Source organism: Flavobacterium sp. JLP (assembly GCF_015350755.1).
Classification (GTDB): Bacteria; Bacteroidota; Bacteroidia; order Flavobacteriales; family Flavobacteriaceae; genus Flavobacterium.
In genome coordinates this window covers 1-11,995 of sequence record NZ_JADKPS010000005.1, presented here as the reverse complement: position 1 = coordinate 11,995, position 11,995 = coordinate 1, and the positions used below count along the sequence as shown (strand labels likewise).

Annotated in this window: 10 protein-coding genes; 3 read left to right on the top strand and 7 right to left on the bottom strand. The window is 31.9% G+C overall.

All coding sequences use genetic code 11. The features are described 5' to 3' along the window. The first annotated feature begins 177 nt into the window (after positions 1 to 177). Positions 178 to 561: an ankyrin repeat domain-containing protein gene (locus IRZ83_RS13145; protein ID WP_029272401.1), complete on the top strand. Its 384-nt coding sequence runs from the start codon at positions 178 to 180 to the stop codon at positions 559 to 561. Positions 562 to 700: 139 nt separating this feature from the next. Continuing rightward, positions 701 to 1,198 carry a hypothetical protein gene (locus IRZ83_RS13140; RefSeq protein WP_194569373.1) on the top strand — a complete coding sequence of 166 codons (498 nt, stop codon included), beginning with the start codon at positions 701 to 703 and terminating at the stop codon, positions 1,196 to 1,198. Between the two features lie 3 nt (positions 1,199 to 1,201). On the opposite strand, the gene IRZ83_RS13135 is transcribed toward IRZ83_RS13140, so the two are convergent. From IRZ83_RS13135 to IRZ83_RS13105, 7 genes are all read right to left on the bottom strand, one after another. After that, positions 1,202 to 1,804 (bottom strand): DUF2238 domain-containing protein, encoded by a 603-nt coding sequence (locus IRZ83_RS13135; protein ID WP_194569371.1) that lies wholly within the window; start codon positions 1,802 to 1,804, stop codon positions 1,202 to 1,204. A gap of 144 nt (positions 1,805 to 1,948) precedes the next feature. After that, the gene (locus tag IRZ83_RS13130; RefSeq protein WP_194569369.1) at positions 1,949 to 5,047 is read right to left on the bottom strand and encodes an efflux RND transporter permease subunit; all 3,099 of its coding nucleotides are present in this window, start codon (positions 5,045 to 5,047) and stop codon (positions 1,949 to 1,951) included. A gap of 3 nt (positions 5,048 to 5,050) precedes the next feature. Beyond that, a complete protein-coding gene (locus tag IRZ83_RS13125) occupies positions 5,051 to 6,136 on the bottom strand; it encodes an efflux RND transporter periplasmic adaptor subunit (RefSeq protein ID WP_194569366.1) in 1,086 nt (361 codons plus the stop codon). Between the two features lie 12 nt (positions 6,137 to 6,148). Continuing rightward, entirely contained in the window at positions 6,149 to 7,396 is a 1,248-nt protein-coding gene (locus IRZ83_RS13120; RefSeq protein WP_029272396.1) for a TolC family protein, read from the bottom strand. Between the two features lie 129 nt (positions 7,397 to 7,525). Next, entirely contained in the window at positions 7,526 to 8,887 is a 1,362-nt protein-coding gene (locus IRZ83_RS13115; RefSeq protein WP_194569365.1) for a sensor histidine kinase, read from the bottom strand. Continuing rightward, on the bottom strand, positions 8,884 to 9,564 hold the full coding sequence (locus IRZ83_RS13110; protein WP_194569363.1) for a response regulator transcription factor: 681 nt from the start codon (positions 9,562 to 9,564) through the stop codon (positions 8,884 to 8,886). Before IRZ83_RS13110 ends, IRZ83_RS13115 begins: the two co-directional genes overlap by 4 nt. Before the next feature lie 64 nt (positions 9,565 to 9,628). Continuing rightward, on the bottom strand, positions 9,629 to 10,717 hold the full coding sequence (locus IRZ83_RS13105) for a M42 family metallopeptidase (protein WP_194569361.1): 1,089 nt from the start codon (positions 10,715 to 10,717) through the stop codon (positions 9,629 to 9,631). 81 nt (positions 10,718 to 10,798) lie between these two features. On the opposite strand from IRZ83_RS13105, the gene IRZ83_RS13100 reads away from it, so the two are divergent. Beyond that, the gene (locus IRZ83_RS13100; protein WP_194569359.1) at positions 10,799 to 11,479 is read left to right on the top strand and encodes a DUF4294 domain-containing protein; all 681 of its coding nucleotides are present in this window, start codon (positions 10,799 to 10,801) and stop codon (positions 11,477 to 11,479) included. Positions 11,480 to 11,995: the final 516 nt, after the last annotated feature.

The window sequence follows — 11,995 nt, the reverse complement described above, 5'->3', positions numbered from 1 at the left end:
GTAAACAAGTAACTTAACATTAAAATTAGTTTGCATTAGTTTTATTAATTGAATGTTAAGAATTAGTTAAAACATAGTACTTTGTAATACACAATACATGAAATAGAATTACATTTGTATAGAAATTAAAATCATCAATATAAAAATCATTATCAATCAATTTAACAATCAATCAACATGAAAAATTCAGTAATTATTTTAGGAGTAGCTTTAGTAGCTTTTGCCAATGTTTCAATGGCAGCAAATCACACATCATTAGTTGTAAACCCACAATTAGAAATAACAAATAGCTTCTCAGCTCCACTGCACGTTGCAGTTAGCAAAGGAGATGTAGAAGTAGTGAAAAAATTTATTGCATACGGTGCAGACGTAAATGAGAAATCAGAAGACATGACACCATTAATGATTGCAGCACGATACAATAAAGTAGAGATACTTAAAGTTCTATTAGAGAACGGTGCTCGTCCTTCTGATAAAAATGAACAAGGATTTACAGCTTTAAAATATGCGCAATTATCAAATGCAACTGAAGCAATCGCTATTTTAAAAGATTTAAAATAATAGTTTAAATCTAGTTTGAGTTAGTATAACAAACGACCTTCATTGAGCAGAAGGTCGTTTTTTGTTTTTAAAAGCATTTTAAGTTTCAAAAATTATTTACTTTTAGTAATAGTTTATATTATTTAAAACTTAATTTAAAATGAATAATATTTTAAAAATAGTAATTTTCACTTTTGTATTCTTAGCATCTATAAGCTGTAAAAAGGCTGAAAAGATAAATTCAGTAAAGTATAATGTAGTTACTGACGGAGAAATTTTAATTGCTCATAATATCAATACATTAATTGACTCCGTTGCTAGTTTTGATTTACGGTTTTTGGTTAAAGACAGTAAAGAACCTAAATTGACAATTGGCTTGATTGATTCCATTTCTATTAATGGAAATACTGCGAAATTAGAAGATAATACTATAGCATTTTATAGATCTTCGTATAAATTGAATTTGGTAAAGAAAAACAATTTTGATGGAAATATATTGTTTATTACATTTTCTAATTTTAAAATTCAAGGCGATCAAGCGTCTATTGTGGTAAAAAAAGTATTTGGAATTTCTATGATGCAAGCAATATTTTACTTCAAAAAAGAAAAGGGATTATGGGTTTTAGTTAAAAAACAAAACTTTGGAGCAATTGGCTAATTTCTAGAAATCTATTTTTTGAATTTGTTTGTCCTGAATTCTCGAAAATAAAATCAATGCAGAAATCGCTCCAATTGTGGCAAATAGCATATCAGACTGTGTATCCCAAACATAACCTTGCGTTCCCAAAAATGAGTCTCCACCATCCCCAGTTGCCAGCGAAACAACCCATTCTATAAATTCATAAGCCGCACTAATAGCTAAACAAATGCTCACAATAATAAAGTTGAAAAAGCTTTTATTATGGATTACTTCTTTGCGGATAAAGAGTTCTCTAATAATCATTGCAGGAACAAATCCCTGCGCAAAATGTCCTACTTTGTCGTAATTATTTCGGCTCTGATGAAAAATTTCTTTGATATAATCAAAAAAGGGAACTTCAGCATAAGTATAATGACCGCCAATAAATAAAATAATACAGTGTATTAATACTAAGGTATAAGTGAAATTAGTAAATCTAAATTTCTTGAAAGTGAAAGCCAAAATCAAAAATCCAATAATTGCTGGAATAACTTCTAAAAAACAAGTAAAACCTTCCTTTGGATTTATGATTGATGCTAATAAAGAAATTGAAAAAGTAACTATTAGAAAGTAAATATATTTCATAAACTGGGTTTTGCTAATTTGAGATTTACTGCAAGATATTAAACTAAAATGTAACAGAATCAAAAAAGCACCATTAAAAATAATGATGCTTTTTCTTTAACCAAAACCAAATTAATTTAACCAATTAATTTATTTTCAAATCTGTTATTCAATTCTAACATTTTTCTTGCGATTAAAAACCCAGAAGATAATTGGAAAAACCAGCAATGTTAATATCGTTGCCGTAATTAGACCACCAATAATTACAATTGCTAAAGGTTTCTGAGATTCTGAACCAATTCCTGTAGAAATTGCAGCAGGCATTAATCCTATTGATGCCATCAATGCCGTCATAACTACAGCTCTAGTTCTTGCTTTAACTCCCATAAAAATAGATTCTTCGAGCGTAAACTTTGCCTTAAGATTATGATGAAATTCGGATATTAGAATTACTCCATTTTGAATACAGATTCCAAGTAAGGCAATAAAACCAACCCCAGCCGAAATTCCGAAATTCATTCCTGTAATATGCAAAGCCATAATTCCTCCAATAATTGCAAACGGAACATTCGCTAAAACTAATAATGAATCCTTTATATTTCCGAACAAAATAAACAACAGGACAAATATTCCAATTAAACTGATCGGTACCACTTGAGCCAAACGCGCACTGGCACGAACCTGATTTTCAAATTCACCTGTCCAGCCGGTTGTATACCCTGCAGGCATTTTTAACTCGGCGACTTTTGATTGGGCTTCAGCAATTGTACTTCCTAAATCTCGATCACGAACAGAGAATTTTACACCGATAAAACGTTTAGTATTATCCCTGTAGATGAAAGCCGGCCCTGTAACCGTTTTAATATCGCAGATTTCTTTTAGCGGAATTTTTACGCCGCTTATAGTAGGAACTTTAAGTTCGGCCAAATCTTCTTCATCTTTGCGGTATTCTTTAGAAAAACGAACTCTGACATCAAATTTCTTTTCGTCTTCATATTTTTGAGTTGCTGTTTTCCCTCCAAAAGCCAATTCTAAAACAGCTTGAGCATCGCTTAATGTTACTCCGTATGCCGCCATTTTTTCTCGATCCAAAATCACACTGATTTCTGGCTGCCCAACGTTTCTCAAAATCCCAACATCTTTTATACCTGGTATATTTCTAATTTTAGCTAAAACCTCATTTGATAATTCATCAAGTTTATCAAGATCATCCCCGTAGATTTTTACTGCATTGGATGCTTTAAATCCAGCAACAGATTCGGCTACGTTATCAATAACAGGCTGTGAGTAATTATAAGTTATACCTTGATGAACTTTCAGCTTTTGATCCATTTCATTAATCAGTTCATCCATATTGATGTTTCGTTTCCATTCTGATTTTGGTTTTAAATCAACTTGCAGCTGAATAAATCCAAAACCATTCGGATCTGTTCCGTCATTGCTTCGGCCTGTCTGCGAAAGCACATTTTTAACTTCTGGAAAGCTCTGCAAATCCTTTCTGATCATTGCAGCAGTGTTTACGCTTTCAGGAAGAGAAGTACTCATTGGCAATTCTGCAGTAACCCATAATGCGCCTTCATTTAATTGAGGTAAAAATTCAGTTCCTAAAAAAGTTGCCGAAAAGAAAACAGTAACTAATATTGCTATTGAAACGATCAAGGTTTTTACTTTATGCTTAAATGTCCAGGCAAAACCTTTTCCAACAATTCTATCCCAAAAGTTTACAAATGGGTTGTGTTTTTCTTTTACATTTTTATTTAATAAAATATGCGACAAAACAGGTACCAATGTCAAGGTAAAAAGTAAGGCTCCCATTAAAGCAAAACCTAATGTGTAGGCTAGGGGAGAGAACATTTTTCCTTCTACTTTCTGGAAGGAGAATATGGGCAATAAAGCTGTAATGATGATTAATTTAGAAAAGAATATGGCTTTACCCATTTCAGTTCCTGTTTTTTTAATCAAGCTTCCTTTCGCAATTTTATTATATGCTGTCATTCCCAATTGATGTGCACGGTGGTCTAATACAACAAATAAGCCTTCAACCATTACCACCGCACCATCAATAATAATCCCGAAATCGACTGCACCTAAACTTAATAGGTTTGCACTCATTCCCATCAGTTTTAGGCACAAAAAGGCAAACAATAACGATAACGGAATTACAATAGAAACGGTAAAAGTAGTTCTCCAATCGGCCATGAAAAGAAACACAACACAAGTTACCAGTATAATTCCCTCAAATAAATTGTGCATTACAGTTTCTGTCGTGAAATTCATTAAATTATCACGATCATAAAAAGTTTCAATTTTTATGTCTTTTGGAAGAACATTATCATTTAAATCCTTTATTTTAGCTTTAATCAAGGCTAAAGTTTCCTGAGCATTTTCGCCTTTTCGCATTACAACAATTCCTTCAACGGCATCATCATTTTTTCCAATTCCGGTTTGTCCCACTCTAGGCATAGAACTTTCATAAACCGAAGCCACATTTTTTACCAAAATTGGATTTCCGCCAGCATCATCAACAATAATATTTTCAATATCCGGAATAGATTTCAAAAGCCCGACTCCACGAACGACAAAAGCTTGCCCATTTTTTTCGATTATATCACCGCCAACATTTAAGTTTCCAGCATTTACAGCATTATAAACTTGCAAAGGCGTAATGTTGTATTTTGCTAATTTTATAGGATCAACCCCCACTTCATAGGTTTTAGTCTGACCTCCAAAAACATTCAAATCGGCAACACCGGGAACAGAACGAAGCTGTTTGTCTATAACCCAGTTTTGATAAGTCAATAATTCTCTGCTGTCTCTGCTGTCACTTTTTACTAAATATCTAAAAATTTCCCCAGTTGGTCCATATGGAGGCTGAACATCTGGTTCGACATCTTCTGGAAGCGAAACATTTTTTAATAAATTATTGACTTGCTGACGTGCAAAAGTATCATCTACACCATCATCAAATATGATTTTAATTACGGATAAACCAAACATCGTAATACTGCGAACGCTGGTCTTTTTTTGTACCGAGTTCATTGAAATTTCGATAGGCGACGTCACAAAACGTTCCACTTCCTCGGCACTTTTACCGTTCCATTGTGTAATAATAATAATTTGTGTATTTGTTACATCTGGAAAAGCGTCAATTGGCATATTTTTAAAGGAAATGAATCCTGCAACGGCCAAAAGTCCTACCCAAAAAAAGGTAAATGCTTTATTCTTAAGCGAAAAAGCAATAATATTTCGTATGAATTTGTTCATGTCTTAATCGTTTAGAGCGCGATAAATAAATAAATGGTTGTTGGTAATGACTTTTTCATTTTCCTTTAAGCCACTTGATATGTATGTTGTTTTTCCAACAACGCTGTAAACTTCAACTTGTCTTGTTTCAATATTGTGACGATCTTTAAATACCATCACAAAGTTTTTGCTTTTATCAAAAACTATTGCATCACTCGGAATAGCAATCATCGATTTATCTTCTTTAAAAGACAATTTAATATTAGCATTCATATCAGGTTTTAGCAAATAACCAGGATTTTGCAATTTGATGCGTGCTTGCATGGCTTTGGTTTCAGGATCAATAACGTTGAAAATTTTATCAACTTTACCTTTAAAAACTTTGTCAGGATAACTTAAAGTTGTAACATCAGCATCAATTCCCAGTTTTACTTTATTAATATCCACTTCATTGATATTTGCCATTGCCCAAACCTCGCTAATTTCAGCAATATCAAAAATGTTTTCAGATCGATCGCTTCTTAAAAGCATATCTTGATTGATACTTTTTTGAATGATAAAACCACTGATAGGAGCAGTTACTTCATAGATGGATCCTGCTTTAATATTGTATATTTTATAGGTTTCCTGAATTTTACCTAATTGAGATTGTGCTTTATTTACTTCAGATTTTGCCTGAAGAACATCGCTTTCAGAATTTAATTTTCCGTCGAATAATTCCTGTGCAACTTTTAAATTGTTTTTTGCAACTAATAAATCACTTTTTGCGTCAAGAGATTGTTTTTCAAAATCAGCTATATCAGTACTTTTTATAGTGGCAAGAACTTGTCCTTTGCGTACATAATCTCCAAGTTCTACATTTACTTTAATCACGTTTCCGCCAACAAGCGGATAAACATCAATCATTTTATTGTTATCAGCTGTAATTTTTCCATAAAAACTCAATTCGTTTTTTACGGGCTGTGTTTGTGCTTCAGCTGTTGTTGTAGTTTTTAACATTGAGTCACTTAGCGCGAAAGAGGTATTAGTTTCAGGATTTTCTACTTCTTTTTTGCAGCTTGTAATCGATAGACTCAAGATTGCAGTTGCTATGATTAGTTTATGTTTCATCTTTATTTAGTTTTAAAATAAGTCTTTGTTGATTGTGCTGTTTAATTCTTCGCCAGAAAGCGCTAATTTTTTCTTCAATTCATTTACTTGAATAGTAGCTTGATTGTAACTTTCCATAAAATCTGTAAATTCTAATAAACTCACATTTCGTTTTTGAAAGTTGGTCAACATTCCGTTATAAACTGCTTCAAAATCAGAATTCACAGTTGGTTTTATAACTGTATAATTTTTACGCGATTCATCCCATTTATTCCAAGCCGATGTAATTTCAGTCTGCAATTGAAGCTGGAAGTTTTGCTTTTCAACTTTAGATTGATCTAAAATGGTTTGAGCGTATTTAATGTTTCCTTTATTTTTGTTCCAAAGTGGCAACGGAATTCCAAGTGTCAAATTAGCTTCTTTATTAAAAGCACCGCTTCTCTGATCGTAGTTCGCTCCTAAAGTAAGATCTGGAATCGAAAGTGATTTTTGCCATTTTACATTCAATTCATTAGCGTCAATTTCTTTTTGTTTGGCCAAATAATCTGGACGATTTGCGATGGCTTGATCTTCAAAAGATTTTAAATCAAAGTCAATAGTTTTAAGGTATTTATTGAATTCGTCTTTAGAAACATCTGGAACTACATTTTCTGTTGAATTCAATAAGAGTTTCAAATTGGCTTGCTCTTCAATATTATTATTTACAACCTCCATTCGTTCGTTTTTGAAGTTTAGATATAAAGATTGCAAACGAACAACATCTTTTAAGGGAATATTTCCTTTTTGAACCTGAACAGAATACGAATTAATCAAATCTTCAATATGTGCAAGCTGTTTATCTGTAGTTTCAAGGTTTTTAGTATTATAATATACGGTATAAAAACTCTTGCGAAGTTGGAGTTTTAAAGTCCTCAGCAAATCATTAAATTGAAGTTCAGCTAATTGTTCATTTGTTTGAGCTAATTTTACTTCATTGCGTTTTTTTCCGCCTAAATAAATTAATTGTTCGATACCAAACGCTTTCTGACCTTCTTTCCCGATATCAAAATATTGATTTCTTTCCGGATTGTAAGCATTTAACTCAGCAGTAAGCATGGGATTATCCCAAATACGCGCTTGAATCGTTAGTGCTTTTGCGGCATCAACATTATAATGTGAAGCTAACAAAAAGAGATTGTTTTTTAAAAATTGGCTTTCACAGTCTTCGAGTGTAACTGTTTTTTGAGCCAAAACTATTTGATTAAGAGAAATCAAAAATAGTAATGCAAATAACTTTTTCATTGTATCAGTTTTATTTGTTACAAATATGCTATCAACAGACTTTAAGACACCTTAATAAACTCCTTAAAAAGAGCTTAAAAAAGTATTAAAGCAAAAAGTAAATTATTGAAAATAAAGTTATTAAACTTTTTAATAAAAAATTAGTCGGAATAAGTTTATTTTTTCGTGAGGAATAGTGTAGGTGATTGTTGCCTTATGAAGAGTAAGTATACGTTGTACAATACGTAATCCTAAACCAAAACCAGTAGTTCCTTTAGAATTTTCGCCACGCATAAAAGGCTGAAAAAGATTCTTTTGTTCATTCTCATTTAAAGTTCTCCCTGTATTTGAAACAGAAATAATAAGATGACCGTATTCTGAAGTAGAAATTTTTACTTTAGCCTGTTTGTTATCAGAGTAAACACAGGCGTTTTTTAAAACATTACTCAAGGCAATTTCTAATAAGTTTTTATTTCCTTTAACTTCTAAGGCTGTATCTAAATTATCATTTTCTTCCATCTCAAAAAGAATTACAAAATCTGGAAAACTTTTATTTAAATTTTCAATAGCCGAAAACAGAATTTCATCCATTCGATGCACTTCACTGCTTTGATGGTTCTTATTATCAATTTTAGAAAGAATTAATAATGAATTAATTAATTCAGTCAATTGATTCACATCAGACAAAATGGTTTTTAAAAAAGTTTTGCCCTTAACTGATGTTTCAGAATCTGAAATAGTATTCTCAATTTGTGACGTAATGCGCGATAGTGGAGTACGCAGCTCATGAGAAGCGTGCGCGGTAAATTCTTTTTGTTTTTGATAAGAGATTTCAATTCGATCCATCATAAAATTAAATTCATTGGCAATCAAATCAATTTCATTTTTATTGCTTTTCGATTCAATACGAGTGTCTAGATTATTCTCGTTTATATTTTTTATTTTTTGATGAAAAATACTCAAAGGACTCATGACTTTTTTAACCATAAAAGATGTCAAGACCCAGCAAATACATGTAAAAAATATGTAAGATACAACTAAGGTATATCTTAAGAAAAGTAATTTTCGTTTGCCATAATCATCAGTCGCTGATATTAAGGCATAAAAATCTCGATCTTTTGTGTCGTAAAAAACACCATAAACTTCGTAGTTTCCTTGTTGTTTAAAAAAGGTTTTGTGCTTTTTAAGGTATTTTAAATCCTCAACAGACCAATTAATTTTTGCATCATCAATACTGCTGTAGATCAATTTATAATGAGAATCAAAGACTAATGTTTTTTCATCATACAATTTATTGATTGAATTTTGATCAATCATTTTCAAAAGCTGATCGTCGACTTCTTTTACATTTACTAAAAGTTTGATATTCGAAAGGGCTTTAATTTCTAGTCGATCTCTGAATTCTTCTTTTCTAAAATTAGAATACAAAACAAATATCACGGTAGAAGCCAACCCAAATAGGATTGTAAATAATAAACTAACTAAAAGTGATATTCTGTTTTTTAATGTCATTCTTGATCGCTTAAATAATATCCGTAACCAATTTTGGTGCGAATTAATTTTGTTTCGTGATCTTTATCGATTTTTTTTCTCAAAAAATTAATGTACACTTCAATGGTATTCTGATTGGTTTCAATATGATAATCCCAAAGTTTTTCAGCAATAAATTGTTTCGATAAAACTTTACCTTTTGCATGAGCCAAAATCATAATCAATTTAAACTCTTTTGGAGTCAATTTAATTTCTTCTCCAGAGCGGTATACTTTCATTTCTTCTTCTAGAATTTCTAAATCCTGAATCAAAATTTTCTTTTCAGTTTGTTGCGGAATTTCTTTTCTCCTCAATAAGGAGGAGCTTCTCGCATATAGTTCTTCAAAATGAAAAGGTTTAACTAAATAATCATCGGCTCCATTATCAAACGAAGCTAATTTATCTTCAATTTCACTAAAAGCAGTTAACATTATGATGGGAGTTTTTTTATCGACTTCCCTAATTCCTTTGCAGACTTCGATTCCATTTGTTCCAGGAACATTAATATCGAGGATTATTAAATCATATTCATAAGGAAAATATTTCTTTAGCAATAAAGAACCGTCATAATAAGGAACACACTCGAATTCTTTTGAAGTAAAGAATGCTGAGATTTCTTTAGATAAAGTAAAATCGTCTTCCAGTAATAAAATTTTCATCCTATTTTTTATTAGTTAATTCGGTTACTATATATAGGTAACCGAATTAACATATTAATGATTCTTATTTGAAGTAAGAAAAAGTTTCATTGTTTTCAATTTTCAGTAACGACTCATAAATTAGTTGAATCACATTTTCTACATCTTCTCGATGAACCATTTCTACAGTTGTATGCATATAACGCAGAGGCAATGAAATTAAAGCCGATGCTACACCGCCATTGCTGTATGCGAAAGCATCAGTATCTGTTCCTGTCGCGCGTGAAGTTGCATGACGCTGAAACGGAATGTTTTTTTCTTCTGCTGTATCAACAATTAAATCACGCAGTTTATTTTGAACAGCCGGTGCATATGCAATAACAGGACCTTTGCCCATTTTAAGATCGCCTTCAACTTTTTTGTCAATCATTGGAGTAGTAGTATCGTGGCAAACATCAGTAACAATAGCTATGTTTGGTTTAATAGTTTGCGCAATCATTTCAGCTCCTCGTAGGCCAATTTCTTCCTGTACAGAGTTTACAATGTATAATCCAAATGGAAGCGTTTTTTTGTTCTCCTTTAATAAACGAGCAACTTCGGCAATCATAAATCCGCCCATTCTATTATCGATGGCACGACAAACAAATTTATTTTCGTTCAAAATCATAAATTCATCTGGATACGTAATTACACAGCCAACATGAACACCCATTTCTAAAACCTGTTCCTTCGTTTCGCAACCCAAATCAATAAAAATATTACTGATTTTTGGGGATTCTTCTTTATCGCGCAAACGCGTATGAATCGCTGGCCATCCAAAAACACCTTTTACAATTCCTTTTTTAGTATGAATATGGACTCTCTTCGATGGCGCAATTTGATGATCAGACCCTCCATTACGTATAACATATAATAAACCATCGTCTGTTATATAATTTACATACCATGATATTTCATCGGCATGACCTTCAATCACAACTTTAAAAGGTGCATCAGGATTTATGACACCAACTGCTGTTCCGTAAGTATCAGTAATGAAAGTATCTACATAAGGTGTTAAATACTTCATCCAAAGTTTTTGCCCTTCACTTTCGTAGCCAGTGGGCGAGGCGTTATTTAGGTAGCTTTCAAGGAAAGTAATAGAGGTATCTTTTAAGATAGATTCTGTGCTCATAAAAATATTTTTTTGCTAATTTATAAATTTGGTATTAGAGTTGTATATAAATATATAATTTTACACTTAAATTATGATTCAATGAGATTTACCAACTGCATTTTATTCTTTATATTGATTTCGTTTACAAGTCAAGCCCAAGTTACTCCAAAAGAGAATCAGCAAATGGGCTATATATTAACGGAACAAGATTCTATCTTAAACGATACAATTGAATTGCCGGAGATTATTATTTCTAAAGAAAAGCTGGATCCGGAGGCACAAAAGCAATTTTTGATTCTTCAAAACCGAGTTTACAAAGTATATCCATACGCTAGATTAGCCGCAGATCGATTAACGGCATTAAATCAAGGAATGGCCCGTTTAAAAACCAATCGAGAAAAGAAAAAATATTTCAAGATTGTAGAAGATTACCTTAATAATGAATTCGAAGATAGACTTAAAAAACTTTCGCGCAAACAAGGTCAGATTCTGGTAAAACTTATTCATAGGCAAACCGGAATAACAACTTATGAATTAATACGAACTTTAAAAAGCGGTTTCAAAGCTTTTGTATCAAATACAACAGCCAATTTGTTCGATATAAGTCTGAAAACCGAATACAAGCCATTTGAAGTTAATGAAGATTATTTAATAGAGACGATTCTTCTCCGTGCATTTGAATCTGGTCGCTTAGTAAATCAGAAACCCGCAAATCCCGTAAACTACGATAATCTAATGAGTTACTGGGAATCAAAAGCTAAAGCTCCTCAAGATAGATAGTACTATTATTAGTTATAACAACCCGACAGGTTTTTCAAAACCTGCCGGGTTTATTTTTTCTACATTATATAGTATAAATTACAATATATTTAATACTGTAAAATAGATAAGGAGAGGAAAATCCTTGACCCATTTTCCGTAAAATAACCCTGTAGCAGTCACAGTGCAAAAACAGATAAAAAACTTTGTATTGTAAAAAACGCCATACCAGCGAGTTATAAAATATATGGAAAATATATAATAAAAAGTCTTGCAGATGTAAATAAAGGTATTACTTTTGCACCCGCAACAGCGACAGGCGTTCACTGAAATACTGACAAGTTATTTAAACTAAACGAAAAAATATTTTCAAAAAAAGTTTAAAAAAAGCTTGCGAGATTTGAAAACAGATGTTACATTTGCACCCCGCAAAACACGGAAAGTTCATTGACAGACTGGCAGACAAGGAGAAGAAAAAGGGAATGAAAATTTCTCAAAAAAACTTCAAAAAACATTTGCCGGTTAGAAATAAGTTTT

Bases quoted from the DNA above. Each gene is read 5' to 3' on its own strand.
- IRZ83_RS13115 (WP_194569365.1), bottom strand. From the start codon at position 8,887: ATGACATTAAAAAACAGAATATCACTTTTAGTTAGTTTATTATTTACA.
- IRZ83_RS13125 (WP_194569366.1), bottom strand. From the start codon at position 6,136: ATGAAACATAAACTAATCATAGCAACTGCAATCTTGAGTCTATCGATT.
- IRZ83_RS13105 (WP_194569361.1), bottom strand. From the start codon at position 10,717: ATGAGCACAGAATCTATCTTAAAAGATACCTCTATTACTTTCCTTGAA.
- IRZ83_RS13140 (WP_194569373.1), top strand. From the start codon at position 701: ATGAATAATATTTTAAAAATAGTAATTTTCACTTTTGTATTCTTAGCA.
- IRZ83_RS13100 (WP_194569359.1), top strand. From the start codon at position 10,799: ATGAGATTTACCAACTGCATTTTATTCTTTATATTGATTTCGTTTACA.
- IRZ83_RS13120 (WP_029272396.1), bottom strand. From the start codon at position 7,396: ATGAAAAAGTTATTTGCATTACTATTTTTGATTTCTCTTAATCAAATA.
- IRZ83_RS13135 (WP_194569371.1), bottom strand. From the start codon at position 1,804: ATGAAATATATTTACTTTCTAATAGTTACTTTTTCAATTTCTTTATTA.
- IRZ83_RS13130 (WP_194569369.1), bottom strand. From the start codon at position 5,047: ATGAACAAATTCATACGAAATATTATTGCTTTTTCGCTTAAGAATAAA.
- IRZ83_RS13110 (WP_194569363.1), bottom strand. From the start codon at position 9,564: ATGAAAATTTTATTACTGGAAGACGATTTTACTTTATCTAAAGAAATC.
- IRZ83_RS13145 (WP_029272401.1), top strand. From the start codon at position 178: ATGAAAAATTCAGTAATTATTTTAGGAGTAGCTTTAGTAGCTTTTGCC.